The 19,504-nt window shown below is 61.9% G+C and carries 20 protein-coding genes; 16 read left to right on the top strand and 4 right to left on the bottom strand.

Annotated features, from left to right (window positions below; translation table 11 throughout):
- Positions 1–7: 7 nt before the first annotated feature.
- The 14 genes from GSR16_RS19275 (at position 8) to moaC (ending at position 15,106) form a co-directional block, all read left to right on the top strand.
- Positions 8–1,486 (top strand): UDP-N-acetylmuramoyl-L-alanyl-D-glutamate--2,6-diaminopimelate ligase, encoded by a 1,479-nt coding sequence (locus GSR16_RS19275; protein WP_159880222.1) that lies wholly within the window; start codon positions 8–10, stop codon positions 1,484–1,486.
- Positions 1,483–2,859, top strand: a complete 1,377-nt coding sequence (locus GSR16_RS19270; RefSeq protein WP_159880220.1) for a UDP-N-acetylmuramoyl-tripeptide--D-alanyl-D-alanine ligase — start codon at positions 1,483–1,485, stop codon at positions 2,857–2,859. The genes GSR16_RS19275 and GSR16_RS19270 overlap by 4 nt, the downstream gene beginning before the upstream one ends.
- 1 nt (position 2,860) lies before the next feature.
- Positions 2,861–3,946, top strand: a complete 1,086-nt coding sequence (gene mraY, locus GSR16_RS19265; RefSeq protein ID WP_089082937.1) for a phospho-N-acetylmuramoyl-pentapeptide-transferase — start codon at positions 2,861–2,863, stop codon at positions 3,944–3,946.
- A 12-nt stretch (positions 3,947–3,958) separates the two neighbouring features.
- Positions 3,959–5,335: a UDP-N-acetylmuramoyl-L-alanine--D-glutamate ligase gene (gene murD, locus GSR16_RS19260; RefSeq protein WP_159880218.1), complete on the top strand. Its 1,377-nt coding sequence runs from the start codon at positions 3,959–3,961 to the stop codon at positions 5,333–5,335.
- Positions 5,332–6,489, top strand: a complete 1,158-nt coding sequence (ftsW, locus tag GSR16_RS19255) for a putative lipid II flippase FtsW (protein ID WP_159880216.1) — start codon at positions 5,332–5,334, stop codon at positions 6,487–6,489. The genes murD and ftsW overlap by 4 nt, the downstream gene beginning before the upstream one ends.
- A 119-nt stretch (positions 6,490–6,608) precedes the next feature.
- Complete coding sequence (murG, locus tag GSR16_RS19250; RefSeq protein WP_159880214.1) at positions 6,609–7,697, top strand: undecaprenyldiphospho-muramoylpentapeptide beta-N-acetylglucosaminyltransferase; 1,089 nt, start codon at positions 6,609–6,611, stop codon at positions 7,695–7,697.
- A 39-nt stretch (positions 7,698–7,736) separates the two neighbouring features.
- A complete protein-coding gene (gene murC / locus GSR16_RS19245; RefSeq protein WP_159880212.1) occupies positions 7,737–9,131 on the top strand; it encodes a UDP-N-acetylmuramate--L-alanine ligase in 1,395 nt (464 codons plus the stop codon).
- A 53-nt stretch (positions 9,132–9,184) separates the two neighbouring features.
- Positions 9,185–10,096 carry a D-alanine--D-alanine ligase gene (locus tag GSR16_RS19240; RefSeq protein WP_159880210.1) on the top strand — a complete coding sequence of 304 codons (912 nt, stop codon included), beginning with the start codon at positions 9,185–9,187 and terminating at the stop codon, positions 10,094–10,096.
- Positions 10,086–10,811: a cell division protein FtsQ/DivIB gene (locus tag GSR16_RS19235; protein ID WP_159880208.1), complete on the top strand. Its 726-nt coding sequence runs from the start codon at positions 10,086–10,088 to the stop codon at positions 10,809–10,811. The genes GSR16_RS19240 and GSR16_RS19235 overlap by 11 nt, the downstream gene beginning before the upstream one ends.
- Before the next feature lie 46 nt (positions 10,812–10,857).
- Positions 10,858–12,069 (top strand): cell division protein FtsA, encoded by a 1,212-nt coding sequence (ftsA, locus tag GSR16_RS19230; protein WP_231960293.1) that lies wholly within the window; start codon positions 10,858–10,860, stop codon positions 12,067–12,069.
- Positions 12,070–12,164: 95 nt separating this feature from the next.
- On the top strand, positions 12,165–13,349 hold the full coding sequence (gene ftsZ / locus GSR16_RS19225) for a cell division protein FtsZ (protein WP_159880206.1): 1,185 nt from the start codon (positions 12,165–12,167) through the stop codon (positions 13,347–13,349).
- 117 nt (positions 13,350–13,466) lie between these two features.
- Positions 13,467–14,378, top strand: a complete 912-nt coding sequence (gene lpxC / locus GSR16_RS19220) for a UDP-3-O-acyl-N-acetylglucosamine deacetylase (RefSeq protein ID WP_167522582.1) — start codon at positions 13,467–13,469, stop codon at positions 14,376–14,378.
- 2 nt (positions 14,379–14,380) lie between these two features.
- On the top strand, positions 14,381–14,563 hold the full coding sequence (locus GSR16_RS19215) for a hypothetical protein (RefSeq protein ID WP_159880202.1): 183 nt from the start codon (positions 14,381–14,383) through the stop codon (positions 14,561–14,563).
- A gap of 63 nt (positions 14,564–14,626) precedes the next feature.
- Entirely contained in the window at positions 14,627–15,106 is a 480-nt protein-coding gene (moaC, locus tag GSR16_RS19210) for a cyclic pyranopterin monophosphate synthase MoaC (RefSeq protein ID WP_159880200.1), read from the top strand.
- A 90-nt stretch (positions 15,107–15,196) separates the two neighbouring features.
- Here the strand turns inward: moaC and GSR16_RS19205 are convergent, their stop codons facing one another.
- From GSR16_RS19205 to GSR16_RS19190, 4 genes are all read right to left on the bottom strand, one after another.
- Positions 15,197–15,595, bottom strand: a complete 399-nt coding sequence (locus GSR16_RS19205; protein ID WP_205677465.1) for a lysozyme inhibitor LprI family protein — start codon at positions 15,593–15,595, stop codon at positions 15,197–15,199.
- A 27-nt stretch (positions 15,596–15,622) separates the two neighbouring features.
- Positions 15,623–16,537: a DMT family transporter gene (locus GSR16_RS19200; protein ID WP_240902543.1), complete on the bottom strand. Its 915-nt coding sequence runs from the start codon at positions 16,535–16,537 to the stop codon at positions 15,623–15,625.
- Between the two features lie 198 nt (positions 16,538–16,735).
- Positions 16,736–17,257, bottom strand: coding sequence for a CNP1-like family protein (locus GSR16_RS19195; RefSeq protein WP_159880198.1), 522 nt, complete (start codon positions 17,255–17,257; stop codon positions 16,736–16,738).
- A gap of 13 nt (positions 17,258–17,270) precedes the next feature.
- Positions 17,271–18,050: an NRDE family protein gene (locus GSR16_RS19190; RefSeq protein WP_159880196.1), complete on the bottom strand. Its 780-nt coding sequence runs from the start codon at positions 18,048–18,050 to the stop codon at positions 17,271–17,273.
- Between the two features lie 116 nt (positions 18,051–18,166).
- Here GSR16_RS19190 and GSR16_RS19185 point away from each other — a divergent pair, with 116 nt between their 5' ends.
- Both GSR16_RS19185 and pyrC read left to right on the top strand, forming a co-directional pair.
- Positions 18,167–18,397 (top strand): sulfurtransferase TusA family protein, encoded by a 231-nt coding sequence (locus GSR16_RS19185; RefSeq protein ID WP_159880194.1) that lies wholly within the window; start codon positions 18,167–18,169, stop codon positions 18,395–18,397.
- A 69-nt stretch (positions 18,398–18,466) separates the two neighbouring features.
- Positions 18,467–19,501: a dihydroorotase gene (gene pyrC / locus GSR16_RS19180; RefSeq protein WP_159880192.1), complete on the top strand. Its 1,035-nt coding sequence runs from the start codon at positions 18,467–18,469 to the stop codon at positions 19,499–19,501.
- The last annotated feature ends 3 nt before the right edge of the window (positions 19,502–19,504 follow it).

The raw sequence follows: 19,504 nt of genomic DNA, 5'->3' as shown, positions 1-19,504 counted from the left end.
ACAGAATATGAAAAGTCGCCTGACAAGCTTGCCGGACTGGGATCCGGCACAACTGAACCAGCTGGGCTTCCCCATCAAACGGGTGGAAGCGGACAGCCGCCGTGTATTGCCCGGCGATGTCTTCCTGGCCTGCCATGGTGAATATGCCGATGGCCGCGACTTTATCCCTGCCGCGCTGGAAAAGGGAGCCGCCGCCGTCTTGTGGGATGCCGCCGACGGTTTTTGCTGGAATCCCGACTGGCAGCTGCCCAACCTGCCTGTCCCGGCGCTGCGCGAGCGTGCCGGCATGGTGGCAGCACATGTTTATGGCCAGCCCAGTCAGGCGATGACGGTAATCGGCATAACCGGCACCAATGGCAAGACTTCCATCTCGCACTGGCTGGCGCAGGCGTTTTCGTTGCTGGGCCAGAAAGCCGCGCTGATCGGCACCGTGGGCAACGGTTTTTATGGCGAACTGACCCAAACCACCCACACCACGCCTGACCCGGTCACCGTGCAGCAAAAGCTGGCCGAATACCGCCGCCAGGGTGCGCATGTGGTCACCATGGAAGTATCCAGCCACGGTCTGGACCAGGCGCGGGTTAATGGCGTGAGCTTTGCCACCGCGGTATTCACCAACCTGACCCGCGATCATCTGGACTATCACGGCAGCATGGAAGCCTACGGCGCGGCCAAGGCCAAGCTGTTCCACTGGGAAGGTCTCAAGCACGCGGTCATCAATGTGGATGACCCGTTTGGCCGTCAGCTGGTGCAGGACATTGATGCCAGCCAGACCAAGGTAGTGAGCTACGGGCTGACGCAGGGCGATGTGCGCCCGCTCAGCCTGACGGCAAATCTGGATGGCCTGCAATTGCGGGTTGCCACGCCGTGGGGCGAGGTGGAAGTGCGCACCGGTCTGGTGGGCCGTTTCAATGCCAGCAATCTTTTGGCCTGTCTGGCCACCTTGTGCGTCAACGGCATCAGCCTGACTGATGCTGCCGCCGTGATGGCGCGCATCCAGCCGGCGCGTGGCCGTATGCAAAGCATTGGCGGCAGCCACGAACCGCTGGTGGTGATTGACTACGCCCATACCCCGGATGCGCTGGAAAAGGCACTGGCCACGCTGGCCGACATTCGCCCGAGCGGTAGCAAGCTGTATTGCGTCTTTGGTTGCGGTGGCGACCGCGATCCGGGCAAGCGCCCGATGATGGGCGAAATCGCCGAGCGCATCGCCGATGTAGCGGTGGTGACCAGCGACAATCCGCGCACTGAAAACCCGCAAACTATCATTGAACACATTCTGGCTGGCATGAGCCATCCGGGCCATGTCGAGGCCGACCGTGCTGCCGCCATTCACTGGGCAGTCGCCCAGGCGCAGGCTGGCGATATTGTGCTGATTGCCGGCAAGGGGCATGAGGAATATCAGGACATCGCCGGGGTCAAGCACCCGTTCTCCGACTTCCGCATTGCCGAAGAGGCACTGACGGCCTGGGGAGACGAAGCATGATGACCCTGCAGCAGGCCGCGCAATGGGCAGTTGGCACCCTGTCGGGCGCAGACGGGCAAGTCCGTCTGACCCGGGTGGTGACCGACAGCCGTGCCGTGCAGCCGGGCGATTTGTTTGTCGCGCTCAAGGGCGAGCGCTTTGACGCGCACGACTTTGTGGCCGATGTGCTGGCGCGCGGTGCCGCCGCTGCGCTGGTGGCCGAGGATTTTGCGCTGGACAACGCCAGCCTGATTAGGGTGGACGATACCCGGCTGGCGCTGGGCCGTCTGGCTGCTGGCTGGGCTGGCGCACTGCCCGCGCTGCGCGTGGGCATTACCGGCTCCAACGGCAAGACCACGGTCAAGGAAATGCTCAGCGCCATTCTCAAGGCCCATGCCGGAGAGCAGGCGGTACATGCCACCGCCGGTAACTTCAACAACGACATCGGCCTGCCGCTGACCTTGCTGGGGCTGACTGCCGCCCACCGCTATGCGGTGCTGGAAATGGGCATGAACCACCACGGCGAGCTGACTTATCTGAGCAATATGGCACGGCCGCAAGTGGCACTGGTCAACAACGCCATGCGTGCCCACCTGGGCTATTTTGCCGATACCGCCGACATCGCCCGTGCCAAGGCGGAAATCTTCTCCGGCCTGCAGGCGGATGGTGTGGCCATCGTCAATGCCGATGACGCCAATATCGCGCTGTTCCGTACTGCCGCCGGTGCGCACCGCATCTGCAGCTTCGGCCTGCAGCAGCAGGCAGACATCAGCGCGCGTGACATCAGCCTGCAGGCGCTGGGCAGCCGCTTTACCTTGTGCAGCCCGCAAGGCGAGCAGGCCATCAGCCTGCCGGCACCGGGCGAACACAATGTGCGCAATGCGCTGGCCGCTGCGGCCATGGCGCTGGCGCTGGATGTGCCGCTGGCCGCCATCGCTGCCGGTCTAGCGGTGTTCGGCAATGCCAAGGGCCGTCTGCAACAGAAAACTGGTCGTCACGGCGGTGTGGTGATTGACGACAGCTACAACGCCAATCCGGATTCGATGAAAGCCGGTATCGACGTGCTGGCCGGCTTGCCGGCACCGCATTGCTTTGTGATGGGTGATATCGGCGAGCTGGGCGACACAGCAGCGCAACTGCATGCCGAGGTGGGCGAGCATGCCCGCCAGCGCGGCATTGCGCAGTTGGTGACGCTGGGCGAACTCAGCCGTCACGCTGCCGCCGCCTTTGGTGACGGCGCACACAGTTTTGATGATTTCGCGGCGCTGGCCAACTGGCTGGACGCCAATTTGCAAGCGGGAGCTTCCGTGCTGGTGAAAGGCTCGCGCTTCATGCGTATGGAACGGGTGGTGGAACACCTGACGACCGCAAAACAACAAGAAGAGGGAGTGTAAGGTGCTGCTCTGGCTAGCCGATCTGCTGGGTTCTCATATCCGGACTTTCAACGTTGTCTACTACGTTACCCTGCGTGCGGTGATGGCTGCGCTTACTTCGCTGACCATCTCGCTGCTGATGGGGCCGTGGGTCATCCGCAAACTGACCGAACTGAAAGTCGGCCAGGCCGTGCGCAACGACGGTCCGCAAAGCCATCTGGTCAAGGCCGGTACCCCGACCATGGGTGGTTCGCTGATCATGCTGTCCATCACCATCACCACCCTGCTGTGGGCGGATCTGTCCAACAAATACGTCTGGCTGCTGCTGGCGGTGATGCTGGGAACCGGCGCGCTGGGCTTTTACGACGACTGGCGCAAGGTGGTGTACAAGGACCCGAAAGGCGTGTCGGCCAAATTCAAGATGGTATGGCAATCCACCATCGCCATTGCTGCGGGCATCTTCCTGATTGCCACCGCCAAGCTGCCGGCTTCCACCGAGTTCATCGTGCCCTTCTTCAAGACCGTGGCCTATCCGCTGGGCGTGGTCGGCTTCTGCGTGCTCACCTATCTGGTGATTGTCGGCACCTCCAATGCGGTCAACCTGACCGACGGTCTGGATGGTCTGGCGGCGCTGCCGGTGGTGATGGTGGCTTCCGGCCTGTCCATCTTCGCTTACGTGGCCGGCCACGTGGTGTTTTCCAAATATCTGGGCCTGCCCTTCATTCCCGGTGCGCATGAAGTCGTGGTGTTCTGTGCCGCCATCTGCGGGGCCTGCCTGGGCTTCTTGTGGTTCAACGCCTATCCGGCGCAGGTATTCATGGGCGATGTCGGCGCACTGGCGCTGGGCGCGGCACTGGGCACCGTGGCGGTGATCGTGCGTCAGGAAATCGTGCTGTTCATCATGGGCGGCCTGTTCGTGATGGAAGCGCTGTCGGTGATGATCCAGGTGGCTTCGTTCAAGCTCACCGGCAAGCGCGTGTTCCGCATGGCTCCGCTGCATCACCACTACGAATTGAAGGGCTGGAAGGAAACCCAGGTGGTGGTGCGCTTCTGGATTGTCACCATGATGCTGGTGCTCGCTGGCCTGGCTTCACTGAAATTGCGTTAAGGACAAGGGCTCATGAACTTTGCTGATCGACACATCGCGGTAGTGGGGCTGGGAGGCTCGGGGCTGGCTGCCGCGCGCTATCTGGCTGCCCACGGCGCACGCGTGGTGGTGGCCGACAGCAAGCCCGCGCCAGAGCGCGTGGCCGAACTGCAGCGCCATGTGCCGGCTGCCGAACTGCGTGTCGGCGCTTTCGATGCCGCCACCTTTGCCGGTGTCGACATGCTGGTGCTCAGCCCTGGCGTACCGCTGAAGAACCCGGCTGTAGATGCTTTCCGTCGCGCCGGTGGCGAAGTGGTGGGCGATGTGGAACTGCTGGCACGCGCCATCAAGGGTAATGGCAGCAAGGTGATTGCCATTACCGGTTCCAATGGCAAGACCACCGTCACCAGCCTGGTTGGCCATCTGTGCCAGCAGGCCGGGATGGATACCATCGTGGCCGGCAATATCGGCCTGGCGGTACTGGAAGCCCTGCTGGAACGCGAACAGTCCGGCAAGCAGCCGGACGTGTGGGTGCTGGAGTTGTCCAGCTTCCAGCTGGAAACCACCTACAGCCTGCAGGCCGATGCCGCCACCGTGCTGAATATTTCCGAAGACCATCTGGACCGCTACAACGACCTGCTGGACTACGCCCACGCCAAGACGGCTGTGTTCAACGGCCAGGGTGTGCAGGTGCTGAACCGCGACGACATCCTGGCTCCGGCCATGGTGCGCCCCGGCCATGTGGTCAAATGGTTCTCGCTCAAGCAGCCGGTGGAATACAGCCTCACCCAGCAGGATGGCCAATACTGGCTCAGCGCACAGGGCGAGACCGTGCTGTCGCAGGGCAAGCTGCAATTGCAAGGCCTGCACAATGCCGCCAACGCACTGGCCGCGCTGGCCTTGTGCGACAGCATCGGGCTGGAGCGTGCCGCTCTGCTGCAAGGCCTGCAAAGCTTCCAGGGTTTGGCGCACCGCGTGGAGCTGGTGGACGAATTTGACGGCATCGCCTGGATTGACGATTCCAAGGGCACCAATGTCGGCGCTACCGAGGCCGCCCTCAACGGCATGACCCGCAAGGTGGTGCTGATTGCCGGTGGCGATGGCAAGGGTCAGGATTTCAGCCCGCTGGCCCCGGCTTGCCAGCGCATTGCCCGCGCCGTGTTGCTGATTGGCCGTGACGCCGGCCGCATCCGTGCCGCACTGGCAGACAGCGGCGTTGCAATGCAAGACTTCGCCACGCTGGAAGAGGCTACCCGCGCCGCCGCTACGCTGGCCCAGCCGGGTGATGTGGTACTGCTGTCGCCGGCCTGCGCCAGCCTGGACATGTTCCGCAATTATGCCCATCGCGCCCAGGTGTTCATCGACACCGTGGCGCAGATCAAGGCCGCGACCGGAAAGGGGCAGCCATGATCGTGCACTCGGCGCGTCGCTACACCGCCATCAAACCGTTTGACGAGGCATTGGCCTGGGCCCTGGCCCTGCTGCTGTCCATCAGCCTGGTGATGGTGTACTCGGCGTCGATTGCCTATGCCGAGGCCGATGTGGCCACGCAAAACCGCTATTTCTACCTGATCCGCCACATCATTTTCATGGTGATCGGCCTTTCCGCGTCCTACGTGATGTTCCAGGTGCCTACCCGCATCTGGCAGAAGTACGCCGGCAAGTTGTTCCTGCTGGGCATCGTGCTGCTGGTGCTGGTGCTGATTCCCGGTATCGGCCGGGTGGTGAACGGCTCGCGCCGCTGGATCAACCTGTTTGTGCTCAACCTGCAGCCGTCGGAAATCATGAAGTTTGCCACGGTGATTTATGCCGCCGACTACACCGTGCGCAAAACCCACAAGCTGCACAGCCTGAAAGAAGGCTTTGCCCCGATGTTTGCCGCCATGGTGATGGTGGCCTTCCTGTTACTGCGCGAGCCGGACTTCGGCGCGCTGATGGTGGTGATGTCGATTGCCATGGGCGTGCTGTTCCTCGGCGGCATCAATATGCGCATTTTCTCCGGTCTGGCGGTGATGGCTGCCGTGGCCATCGTGCTGCTGATCATCTCCTCGCCATACCGGCTCAAGCGGGTGCTGGGCTTCATGGACCCGTGGGACGACCCCTATGGCAAGGGCTACCAGCTGTCGCATTCGCTGATCGCCATTGGCCGTGGCGAGTGGTATGGCGTGGGACTGGGCTCCAGCATCGAAAAGCTGTTCTACCTGCCCGAGGCCCATACCGACTTCATCATGGCGGTGATTTCGGAAGAATTCGGCTTTGTCGGCATCTGTGTGGTGATCGGCCTGTATGCCTGGATTGTGCGGCGTGCGTTTCACATCGGCGTGGAGTCGAAAAAACTGGAGCGCTTTTTCCAGGCATTGGTAGCGCAGGGGCTGGGCATCTGGCTGGGTATTCAGGTGTTTTTCAACATCGGCGTGAACATGGGCCTGTTGCCCACCAAGGGCCTGACCCTGCCGCTGATGTCGTTTGGTGGTTCGGCCATGTTGATGAACCTCATCGCCATGGCCGTGCTGCTGCGGGTTGACTATGAAAACCGCCGCATCATGCGCGGCTACAAAGTGTAGCCGCGCAGGACAAGCGCCGACAGGCGCGTAAGGGCGCAAGCCCGGTTGTGGCGGTTTCTGCGAGGCCGCAGGACGAAGCTAAAACAGCGCATCATGCGCGGTTACAAGGTTTGATGAAGATGACGAACAGAACGGTCATGGTAATGGCAGCTGGTACGGGTGGACACATCGTCCCCGGCCTTGCCGTGGCCAAAGCGCTGCAGGCGCGCGGCTGGAAAGTGGTGTGGCTGGGTACCGAGCGCGGCATGGAAAACAAGTTGGTACCACCCACCGGCATTCCGCTGGAGCGGCTGGCGTTTCATGGCGTGCGCGGCAAGGGCTTGCTGGGCTCGCTCAAGGGCGTGTTGCAGCTGTGCGGCGCTTTTGTACGCTCGGCACAGCTGCTGCTGCGTCATCGACCGGATGTGGTATTGGGCATGGGTGGCTATGTCTGCCTGCCGGGTGGTGTGATGAGCGGCCTGCTGTGGAAACCGCTGGTGCTGGTGAATGCCGATGCCAGCCTGCTGTTGAGCAACAAGGCCTTGCTGCCGTTTGCCCGCAAGCTGGTGTGCGGTTTTGACGGCAGCGCCGCCCAGAGCGGGGCCAAGGCGCTGGTGACCGGTAACCCGGTACGCCAGGAAATCGAAGCCCTGCCGGCACCGGCACAGCGCATGGCCGGTCGTAGCGGCCCGCTGCGCGTGCTGGTGGTGGGTGGCAGCCTGGGCGCGCGGGTGCTGAACCAGACCCTGCCGCAGGCGCTGGCACTGCTGCCGCAGGAAAAACGCCCGCAGCTGACCCACCAGACCGGTGAGGCCAACTTTGCCGAGGTGCAGGCAGCTTATCGTGCCGCCGGGCTGGAACAGGATGTGACGCTGTTGCCGTTTATCGATGACATGCCCAGCCGCCTGGCCGACTGCGACCTGATCATCTGCCGCGCCGGTGCCATTACGGTAAGCGAGCTGTGCGCGGCAGGCGTGGCCAGCATTCTGGTGCCGCTGGTGGTGTCCACCACCGCGCACCAGCGCGACAACGCCAAGTGGATGGCAGCAGCAGGTGCGGCAATTCACTTGCCGCAGCAGGAAATGACAGCACAAAAGCTGGCAGACGTTTTGTCCGGACTGAATCGGGAAGGTCTGCTGGAACTTGCCAGTCAGGCACGCGCATTGGCCAGACCGGGGGCAGCCGCCCGGGTGGCCGATGTGTGTGAAGCACTGGCAGACGAACAGTAATACGGCAGCCACAAGCGGCCAGAAGCAACGAGAAAGAACATGAAACACAGGGTCAAACACATTCACTTCGTCGGCATCGGTGGTGTCGGCATGTGCGGCATCGCCGAGGTTCTGCTGAACCTGGGCTACACCGTGTCCGGTTCGGACATGGCCGATGGTGCCGCCACCCAGCGCCTGGCAAGCCAGGGTGCACGCGTGTTCTTTGGCCATGATGCAACCTATATGGAAGGTGCCGATGTGGTGGTGACCTCCACCGCAGTGAAGGCGGACAACCCGGAAGTTCTGCGCGCCCGTGAGCGTCGCATTCCGGTGATTCCGCGCGCCATGATGCTGGCCGAGCTGATGCGCTTCAAGCAGGGCATTGCCATTGCAGGCACCCACGGCAAAACCACCACCACCAGCCTGACGGCATCGGTGCTGGCGGCTGCCGGGCTGGACCCGACTTTCGTGATCGGCGGCAAGCTGACCGCGGCTGGCACCAATGCCAAGCTGGGTTCCGGTGAGTTCCTGGTGGCCGAAGCCGACGAATCCGACGCGTCCTTCCTGCACCTCACCCCGGTGATGGCCGTGGTCACCAATATCGACGCCGACCACATGGATACCTACGACCACAGCTTCGACAAGCTCAAACAGGCTTTTGTCGACTTCCTGCACCGGCTGCCGTTCTATGGCCGTGCGGTGCTGTGCGTGGACGACCCGAACGTGCGTGAAATCCGCAGCCGCATCACCAAGCCGGTTACCACTTACGGTCTGGATGACTCCGCTGACATCTATGCCGACAACGTGGTTGCCGCCGGTGGCCAGATGCAGTTTGACGTGGTGATCAACAACGGCAGCCAGCAGCGTTTCCCGGTGCTGCTCAACCTGCCGGGCCGTCACAACGTGCTGAATGCCTTGTCGGCCATCGCCATTGGTCTGGAATGCGGTGCCGATATTCCATCCATCCAGCGCGGTCTGGCCGAGTTTGCCGGTGTGGGCCGTCGCTTCCAGCGTTATGGCGAGGTGGCCTTGCCGGATGGTGGCAGCTTCACCCTGGTGGACGATTACGGCCACCACCCGGTGGAGATGGCCGCCACGCTGTCCGCGGTACGTGGTGCCTTCCCGGACAAGCGGCTGGTGCTGGCTTTCCAGCCGCACCGCTACAGCCGCACCCGTGATTTGTTTGAAGACTTCGTCAAGGTATTGAACGGGGTGGACGCGCTGCTGCTATCCGAAGTGTATGCCGCCGGCGAAGCCCCCATCGTGGCCGCCGATGGCCGGGCACTGGCGCGCGCGGTGCGCGTGTCGGGCAAGGTGGAACCGCTGTTCGTTGAGCTGATTGCCGACATGCCGCGCACCATCATGGATATCGCCCGCGATGGCGATGTGGTCATCACCATGGGTGCCGGCTCCATCGGCGCGGTGCCGGGCAAGCTGGTGGCCGGCAAGCTGTAAGCGACAGGCGAATTTTGGCGGGAGGGGACAGACCCTCCCAGTAAGGAAGAGAAATGAAGCAGTACGGCAAAGTGGCAGTGATGATGGGTGGCAGCTCCGCCGAGCGTGAAATCTCGCTGATGAGCGGCAACGGCGTGTTGAATGCCTTGCGTTCGCGCGGTGTGGACGCCCATGCCTTCGACCCGGCGGAAAAGCCGCTGGCTGCGCTGAAGGAAGAAGGCTTCGAGCGCGTGTTCATCATCCTGCACGGCCCGTTTGGCGAAGACGGCACCCTGCAGGGCGCTCTGGAAACGCTGGGCATTCCGTATACCGGCTGTGGCGTGATGGCATCGGCCATCTGCATGGACAAATGGCGCACCAAGCTGCTGTGGCGTGGTGCCGGCTTGCCGATTCCCGACTTCGAACTGCTGGACGAAAACAGCGACTTTGCCGCCGTGGAAGCCCGTCTGGGCCTGCCGCTGTTCGTGAAGCCGGCGACCGAAGGCTCCAGTATCGGCGTCACCAAGGTAAAGCAGCCGGGTGAACTGCAAGCCGCATTTGAAGAAGCCCGTAAGTACGACCCGCTGGTGCTGGCCGAGCGCTTTGTCGGTGGTGGCGAATACACCTGTGCCGTGATTGATGGCCAGGCCTATCCCACCATCAAGATCGAACCGGCCACCGAGTATTACGACTATCAGGCCAAGTATTTCCGTGACGACACCGTATACCGCTGCCCGTCCGGCCTGAGTGCAGAAGTAGAGCAACGCGCCCGCGCACTGTGCCTGCAAGCCTTCCAGGTACTGGGTGGCCAGGGTTGGGGCCGGGTGGATTTCCTGATGGATGAAGCTGGCGGGATTTACCTGCTGGAGGTGAACACCAATCCGGGCATGACCAGTCACAGCCTGGTGCCGATGGCCGCACGCGCCCAGGGCATCAGCTATGAGGACCTCTGCCTGAACGTGCTGGATATGGTGCATGTGGGATAACCATCAGCTGCTGAAAGGCCTGGCCAATTTCCTGCTGGGTGCCTCGCTGCTGATGTTGCTGTACGCAGGTGGATTCTGGGTGACGCATGCACCGGTGTTTCCGGTGAAGAAAATCCAGATCCAGGGACAGATGAAAAGAGTGACGCCGGAACAGTTGCGCTTCATTGCCGAGCACGAACTGACCGGAACCTTCTTCACGCTGGACATCGACAAGACGCGGGCAGCATTCGGCAAGCTGCCATGGGTGCGGGACGCCCAGGTGCGGCGGCGCTGGCCGGATGCACTGGAAATTGCAGTGGAAGAACACGTGGCGCTGGCGCGCTGGGGCGAAAACGGGCTGGTGGACAGCCACGGTGACCGCTTCGATGCCGCCAGCGACCAGCAGCTGCCGGTGTTTTACGGCCCGGCAGGGGCAGAAAAAGACATGACAGCCATGCTGGCGCGTTTGCGTCAGGGCCTGAAGCCGACGGGGCTGGCCCCCAAGGACATCTGGCTGTCGCCACGTCGGGCCTGGCAGGTAGGGCTGGACAACGACATCAAGCTGGATCTGGGTCGTGGCGACGTGGAATTGCGGGTGGAACGATTCGCCCTGTACTGGAAAGACAAGCTGGCAGCGCTGCCTTACCACATTGATTACGTGGACATGCGCTACCCCAATGGATTTGCTGTGCGGATGCCTGATTACAAGGCCCCGCCGGCACAAGTGAAAAAGTAATACCTAGCTGGAGCGACAGGTGAGCAAACCTAAGGAAAGCAAGAACATGCTGGTCGGCCTGGACATCGGAACGTCCAAGATCGTGGCGATTGTCGCGGAGGTCCTGGATGACGGCCAGCTCAACATCATCGGCATGGGTCAGACCCCGTCACGTGGTCTGAAGCGCGGCATGGTGGTGAATATCGAATCCACCGTGCAGGCCATCCAGCGCGCGCTGGAAGAAGCCGAGCTGATGGCCGACTGCAAGATTCACGAAGTGTTCGCCGGCATTGCCGGTTCGCACATCAAGAGCATCAACTCGCACGGCATGGTGGCCATCAAGGACCGCGAAGTCACCCAGATGGATATCGACCGCGTGATTGAAACCGCGCGCGCCGTCACTATCCCGCCGGACCATCAGGTGCTGCACATCCTCACCCAGGAATACAGCATCGACGGCCAGGAAGGCGTGCGCGAACCGCTGGGCATGAGCGGCGTACGACTGGAAGCCAAGGTACACATCGTCAGCGGCGCGGTGTCTGCTGCGCAAAACGTCACCAAATGCGTGCGTCGTTGCGGGCTGGAAGTGTCCGACCTGGTGCTGCAACCGATGGCCTCGGCCATTGCCGTGCTGTCGGAAGACGAAAAAGACCTGGGCGTGTGCCTGATCGACATCGGTGGCGGTACTACCGACATCGCGGTGTATGCCAACGGTGCCATCCGCCATACCGCGGTGATTCCGATTGCCGGTGACCAGATCACCAACGACATCGCCATGGCCCTGCGTACCCCCACCAAGGAAGCGGAAGACATCAAGATCCAGCACGCAGTGGCGCTGGTCACCATGGCCGATCCGGGCCAGATGATCGAAGTACCGGGCGTGGGCGAACGCGGGCCGCGCCAGATGTCGCGCGCCACCCTGGCAGAAGTGGTGGAGCCGCGGGTGGAAGAACTGTTCCAGCTGGTACAGCAGGAACTGCGTCGTAGTGGCTTCGAGGACCTGCTGTCCTCCGGCATCGTGCTGACCGGTGGTGCCAGCCTGATGCCGGGCATGGTGGAACTGGCAGAAGAAGTGTTCCACATGCCGGTGCGCGTGGGCGTACCCAAGTATGTAGGTGGCCTGGCCGAGGTGGTGAAGACGCCACGTTTCTCGACCGGTGTCGGCCTGTTGTTGTACGGCAAGGACCAGATCCAGACCCATAGCGGACCCAAAGTGGAAAGCGCGGGTGTGGGCCAGCTGTTTGGCCGCATGAAGGCCTGGTTCGCCGGTAATTTCTAAGCAACGGCGGCCGGGTGGCCGCTGCTGTGATTTTTGTTTTTCGGGCAGCAGTAAATAGTGGAATGCAAGCTCATCTTAAACTTGAGGAGAGGCAAATGAGCGGAATGGTTTTTGAAGTAATGCAAGAGACCGCCAACGCGGCTGTGATCAAAGTAATTGGTGTAGGTGGCGGCGGTTGCAATGCCATCGACAACATGATCAGCAGCCATGTCCATGGTGTTGAATTCATCTGCGCCAATACCGATGCGCAATCCCTGCAGCGCAACAAGTCGCCGCAGAAGCTGCAACTGGGCAACAACCTGACCCGTGGTCTGGGTGCCGGTGCCAACCCGGAAGTAGGCCGCAGCGCCGCACTGGAAGACCGCGAACGCATCGCCGATGCCCTGCGCGGCGCCAATATGGTATTCGTGACTGCCGGTATGGGTGGTGGTACCGGTACCGGTGCCGCCCCGGTGGTGGCCGAAGTGGCCAAGGAACTGGGCATCCTCACCGTGGGTGTGGTCACCCGTCCGTTCGACCACGAAGGCAAGCGCCTGAAAGTGGCACAGAGCGGTATTGAAGACCTGAAAAAGCATGTCGATTCGCTGATCGTCATCCCCAATGAAAAGCTGATGGAAGTGCTGGGCGACGATGTCACCATGCGTGAAGCCTTCCGTGCTGCCGACGACGTGCTTAAGGGTGCGGTAGCCGGGATCGCCGAAGTGATTACCTGCCCCGGCCTGATCAACGTCGACTTTGCCGACGTACGCACCGTGATGGGTGAAATGGGCCTGGCGATGATGGGTTCCGCCTACGCCTCCGGTATCGACCGTGCCCGCGTGGCCGCCGAGCAAGCCGTGGCCAGCCCGCTGCTGGACAACATCACCCTGGAAGGCGCACGTGGCGTGCTGGTGAACATCTCCACCGCACCGGGTTGCCTGAAGATGAGCGAATACCGCGAAATCATGGGCATCATCCGTCAGTACGCCGACGAAGATGCACAGATCAAGTTCGGTACCGCCGAAGTGGAAGAAATGCCGGAAGACACCATCCGTGTCACCCTGATTGCCACCGGCCTGGGCCAGCAAAAGCCGGTACGCGAAGAGCGTCCGGAATACATCAAGATCGTCAAGACCGGCACCGACGACCGTGCGGTTGAAGTCATCAACTACGACGATTTCGATACCCCGGCCATCATGCGTCAGGGCCGTCGCCGCGCTGCGCCATCCACCGACTTCTCCAACCCGGAAGTCAGCGACAGCTATGATATTCCGGCCTTCCTGCGCAAGCAGGCCGATTGAAAAGGACACGCTTGGTAAAATAGTTAAAAACTATTTATCTGTGACAAGCAATCAATAAAGCATGGCCACGGCCTGTGCTAGAATCGGGTTTTCCCGATTGCCTGAGAGCTTCACATGATATTCCAGCGCACGCTAAAACAAGCGATCAGCGCCACAGGTGTCGGCTTGCATTCTGGCGAGCGGGTGAAACTCACCCTGCTGCCGGCAGCGCCCGACACCGGCATCGTCTTTCGCCGAACCGACTTGCCCGAGCCGGTGGATGTGAAAGTCGAGCCTGCGCTCGTCAACGACACGCGCCTCTCCTCCACGCTGGTGACAGACACCGGCGTGCGTGTCGGCACGATCGAGCATTTGATGTCAGCCTTTGCCGGCTTTGGCATCGACAACCTTGTGGTCGAGGTGACGGCGGCGGAAATCCCCATCATGGATGGCTCCGCCGCCCCCTTCATTTACCTGCTGCAAAGCGCTGGAGTGGTCGAGCAGTCCGTGCCCAAACGTTTCATCCGGGTGAAACAGCCGGTGGAAATTGTTGAAGGCGACAAATGGGTCCGGCTGGACCCGATGGACGGTTTCAAGATCACCCTGTCCATCGAATTCAATCACCCGGCTTTCAATCTGGCACCGCAAAAAGTCGAAATCGACTTTGCCAACAGCTCCTATCTGGATGAAATCAGCCGCGCCCGCACCTTTGGTTTCATGCACGAAGTGGAATACATGCGTCAGCATGGTCTGGGACTGGGTGGTAGCCTGGATAACGCCATCGTGATTGATGACGAGTACGTGCTCAATCCGGAAGGCCTGCGCTTCCCCGACGAATTCGTACGCCACAAGATTCTGGACGCCATCGGCGACCTGTACATTGTCGGCCATCCGCTGATTGCGGCCTTCTCCGGCCACAAATCCGGCCATGCGATGAACAACAAGCTGCTGCGCAAACTGCTGGAAACCCCGGATGCCTGGGAATACGCCAGCTTTGTCGACCCGCTGGATGCGCCGTCCAGCTTCCATCGCCTGCCCGAGGTGGTGTAGCCATGCTGCTGTGGTGGCGGCGGTGGGCGATTGTCATCATCCTGGCGTTTGGCTGGTCAGCCATCAGTTATGCACTCACCCGCAACCCGCGCTACCTGGCGCTCAGTCTGCGGCTATGCAAATGGACCGGCGGTTTGGGCTTGCTGCTCTCCCTCTTCTGGCTGATTGCCAGGTTGCTGCGCTAGCGGCACACTGCCAGCCATCTTTATCTGACGGCAGCCCACGGTTGCTGCTTGCGGGAGGTTTTCATGTCCGGATTAACCCATTTCGATGCCAGCGGCCAGGCCCATATGGTGGATGTTGGCGACAAGCAGATCACCCGTCGCCGTGCGGTGGCGCAGGGCAGTATCCGCATGCTGCCCGCCACCCTGGCCCTAATCCGCGATGGCAATCATAAAAAGGGCGACGTGCTGGGCATTGCCCGCATCGCCGCCATCATGGCCTCCAAGCGTACCGCCGACATCATCCCTTTATGTCACCCCATCGCGCTCACCCGCGTTGCCGTTGAATTTGTGCTGGATGAAGCAGCCAGCAGCGTCAGCATTACCGTAACCGCCGAATGCAGTGGCCAGACCGGGGTGGAAATGGAAGCGCTCACCGCCGCCAGCGTCGGCCTGCTGACTATTTATGATATGTGCAAGGCGGTGGACCGTGGCATGGTGATATCTGCCGTGCAGTTGCAGGAAAAAGAAGGCGGCAAGAGCGGGCACTGGAAAGCCGGGGCCTGAGTCGCCGGTCAGGGTGGGCAGCCAATTGCAGCCAGCTGCTCATGCAAAGCATCCCCTATGTTCAGACAGAGCAGCTTGCCTCCTGCCGCTTTATTGCAGTGAAGGGCAGTCCAGATCACCCTCCTTGCATTGCATCAGTTTTTGCAGCTCCTTGATGCGTGTCTCCGTCTTGCCGGTCAGGCACTGTAACCAGATGGTGGGGAAAATGCTGCCGCCGCTGACCTGAGCGGTGTCAAAGCGGCAAGCGGCATCCCGGTAGCCTATCCAGGCACGCTGGGCAACAGTCAGCCGTTGCTGGTCGTCGGCAGCCAGGCGCTGGCGGTACTGTTTGTAGAGGCTGTTCAGCTGCTTATCCGCCAGATCATGCGCCTTGGCCGCGCAGACATTCATGTCCGTCTGCGTCATGGCATTCTGGCAGCTGTCGCTGGCAGCCAGCGCCATGTTGCTGCACAGTCCTGCCATCAGCAGGACGCTCAGACCGTATTTCATTGATGCTCCCTCCCGTGTCGCCCGGTTCTAGTCATGCAGCTCGGTCAGTTGCACCTGCTCTGGCCGTGCTTCGCGGCTGATCAACACCACGGCGGACAATATCAGTGCACCGCCCAGCGCCTGGCTCCAGCCCAGCGGTTCACCCAGTAGCAGCCAGGCCAGTAGGATGGTGACCACTGGTTCGGCCGTGGAAATCAACGAGGCCTGGGTGGCCCCGGTTTTGGCCAGCCCGGACAGGAACAGCGCCAGTGCGGCCACCGTGCCAAGACAGGCAATGCCCAATACCGATAACCAGCCATGCAGGCTGGCCGGGCCGTGAAAACCGGTGCTGGCCAGATACACCCCGTAGCAGCTGGCGGCGGAAAACACCACCACACAGGCTGAGGTCAGCGGATTGCAATCCGCTGCATAACGGCTACCGGCCAGGATGTACAGCGAATAGATGATGGCCGATCCCAGCCCCAGCAGCAGGCCTAGTGGCTGCGCGCTTAGCTCCAGCCCGATGGTGATGGCCAAACCGCCAATGGCCAGCGCCAGTGCCAGCATGCGCCGGGTGCTGAAACGCTCTCCCAGCAGCAGGGTGGACAGCACCAGCACGATGGCGGGAAACAGGTAGAGCAGCAGGGCGATGGTGCCGGCGCTGGCATAGTGCAGGCCGGAAAAATAGCAGGCGGCCATGCCGGCATAGCCCAGGCTGCCCATGCCCATCAGCACTAGCAGCGCGCGCCCGCGTGGCCACGGCAGCTTTTTCCACAGCACCCAGGGCAGCAACAATACGCCGGCCAGGAAAAAGCGCAGAAACAGCAGGCTGGGCGTGGACACGCCGTCGGCATAGGCAAAGCGCGCCAGGATGGCCATGCTGCCAAAGCCGATGGCGGAAAGCAGGATCTTGAACTGTGCCAGCGCCAGGGCGCTGCGCGGGGAGGGGGCAGGTGAAGACACAATACGGCCAGATGGGGGAAAGCCTTATTGATACCGCAATTTCACTTGCTTGTCATGGCGAATGCACCGGGCTGGTGCAAGCTCGGGCGATGTCAGGCCAAGTCAGCCCGGCATCGCCCGTGTCAGGGGCTGCCAACTAAAAACCGTTGTGGTGCTTGCGCCGCACGGGGCTGCCACATGGCGGCGGTGCCAGGTTTGTCAGCGCCAGGGCGCGGCACGCAGCAGCTTGACGGCCTGTTCGGCGGATTTCGGGGCTGTCTTGTCTACGCACAGGTCCTCGCGCAGTGCACGGCGTGCCTTGTCATCGTATTCAATCTTGCGCCATTCCTCGCGCATGGACTCAATCCAGCGCTTGTTGATGCTGTCGCCAAAAGCATAGCTGCGGTAGGTATTGGCACTGCACTGGATGCCTTCCACACTGAGGTTCTCGGCACCGGCCGGACTTTGCACGCGCAAGACCAGCCGTACCACGCCGTCCTCACCCACGGTCAGGCTCTTGCTGTCGGCAAAGTACTTGTTGGCTACTTCCGGGCCGACATAAAAGCCGATCCAGTCTGGTGTCGCCGGAAAATCAGGCAGGGTGTATTTGCCTTCTTCCCATGGTTTGACATCTTCCATGGCGTAATTGGTGTTGTTGAAGCCCTTGTTGTATTCGCTGGCCTGGGCAGCCAGTGCCAGCAGCAGCCCGGCCAGGGCCAGACCAAATCGGGACAGTTTCACGCACATCTCCTGCTCAAGGCTTGGCCGGGTGCTGAATCTGCCCCGGCCTGATGGTGTAACGGCGGCGGCCGGCTTCACGGCCGGCCAGCCCCCAGGAAAGTTCGGACAAGCTTACATCACCCCGTGCCGATACGTTGAGCAGCATCGACGCACGGGTGCCATAGTCGCGCCCCTGGATGAACACCGGCGACAGCGTTTTTTCCAGTGCCAGTCCCACGCCGGTATTGGGCAACTGGCCGGGGCCGGCTGCGGTGGCATCAGCCAGCCAGCCGAAGGCTTCGTCTTCGCCGGGTGGGCGGTGCAGGCCACGCAGGTGTTCGGCCAGCCGTTCGCTCTTGAACCACGGCGTATCCATTGTGGCATTGGACAGGGTATGGATGCCGGGCGTCACCCGCGCAATGCGGGCACCACGGCTGTGAAAGTGGAACAGGTCGTCCACCTTGCCGTACAGCAGGTTGAACGGGGCATAGTGCTGATGGTTGTCGCGCAGCCAGTCGGCAAAGGTAAACGGGTCTTCATCGCCGGTGACAAAGCGCTGCACCAGTTCGCCGCGCGAGCGCTCACCGCTCTTGCCATAGCCTTCACGGAAATTGGTGAGCGCGGCAAAGCGGCCACGGCCATCCACCATCAGCCAGCTGCCGCCGGCCTGCAGATCACGCCCGCCCAGGGTGTCGGTGTACTCATCCCACCAATCCAGCGCAGCGGCTGGACGGGCATAATATTCATCGCGATTGGCCAGCAAAACCAGCTGGCCCAGGCCGGGCATCTTGTAGGCAAAAGCGATCACGCACATGGCGGGGATTCCGATTTGGGAGGGGCTTGACGGGTGGCGTACACTAGTCGGACGGATAGCCGGTAGAATACCGCCTTCACCTGGCATTGTAACGTAAAGACTGAGCGACACGCCCCATGACTCCCAACCGCCTGATTGACCTGTCCGGCCTCAACTGCCCCTTGCCCATTCTGCGCGCCAAGAAGGCGCTGGCCGATATGGAGAGCGGCAGCGTGCTGGAGGTGATTGCCACCGATGCCGGCGCACCCAAGGATTTTGAAGCCTTTTGCCGCCAGACCGGCAATGCACTGCTGGAATCCACCACCACGGCGGAAGGCAAGTTCCGCATGGTGCTGCGTCGCAAGTAAGCCTGCCGCCCGGACGGGATGATCCCGGCCTGCCCCGATACTGCTAGCCCCGACAAAGAGCCCAAGCGCATGACGACACTGACCCTGATCCGCCCCGACGACTGGCACCTGCACCTGCGCGATGGCGCAGCGCTGGCTGCCGTACTGCCCGACACCGCACGCCAGATGGGCCGTGCCATCATCATGCCCAATCTGAAACCGCCGGTGACCACGGTGGAAGCCGCCGCCGCCTATCGCGAGCGGATTCTGGCCGCACTGCCGACCGGCAGCCGTTTCGAACCGCTGATGACGCTTTACCTCACCGACAACACCAGTGCCGCAGAAGTGCGCAAGGCGAGGGATTGCGGTTTCGTGCACGGTATCAAGCTGTATCCGGCCGGAGCCACCACCAATTCCGACTTTGGCGTCAGCAGCATTGATAAAGCCATGCCGGCGCTGGAAGCAATGGCCGACTGCGGCATGCCGCTGCTGGTGCATGGCGAGGTGACTGATTCCGCCATCGACATCTTCGACCGCGAAGCCGTGTTCATCGAACAGGTATTCCAGCCGCTCCTGGCGCGCCTGCCGTCCTTGCGCGTGGTGTTCGAGCACATCACCACCAAGGATGCCGCCGAATACGTGGCCAGCGCGCCGGACAACATCGCCGCCACCATCACCGCGCATCACCTGCTGATGAACCGCAATGCTATCTTCGTTGGCGGCATCCGCCCGCATCACTACTGTCTGCCGGTGCTCAAGCGCGAGCTGCACCGTCAGGCGCTGGTGCAGGCTGCCACCTCCGGTTCGGCCAAGTTCTTCCTCGGCACCGACAGCGCACCGCATGCACGCCACGCCAAGGAAGCCGCCTGCGGCTGTGCCGGCATGTACACCGCCAATGCCGCCATCGAGCTGTATGCCGAAGCCTTCGAGGCGGCCGGCGCGCTGGACAAGCTGGAAGCCTTTGCCAGCCTGAACGGCCCGGCCTTCTATGGCCTGGCCCCCAATGCCGACACCATCACTCTGGTGAAGGAAAGCTGGACCGTACCCGCCGAACTGGCATATGGCGACGATGTGCTGGTGCCGCTGCGTGCCGGCGAAGCCATGCACTGGCGCATGCAGGACTAAGAG

Source organism: Aquitalea denitrificans (genome assembly GCF_009856625.1).
Classification (GTDB): domain Bacteria; phylum Pseudomonadota; class Gammaproteobacteria; order Burkholderiales; family Chromobacteriaceae; genus Aquitalea; species Aquitalea denitrificans.
Note: the sequence above shows the minus strand (reverse complement) of the source record. Positions and strands in the feature narration are given on the sequence as shown.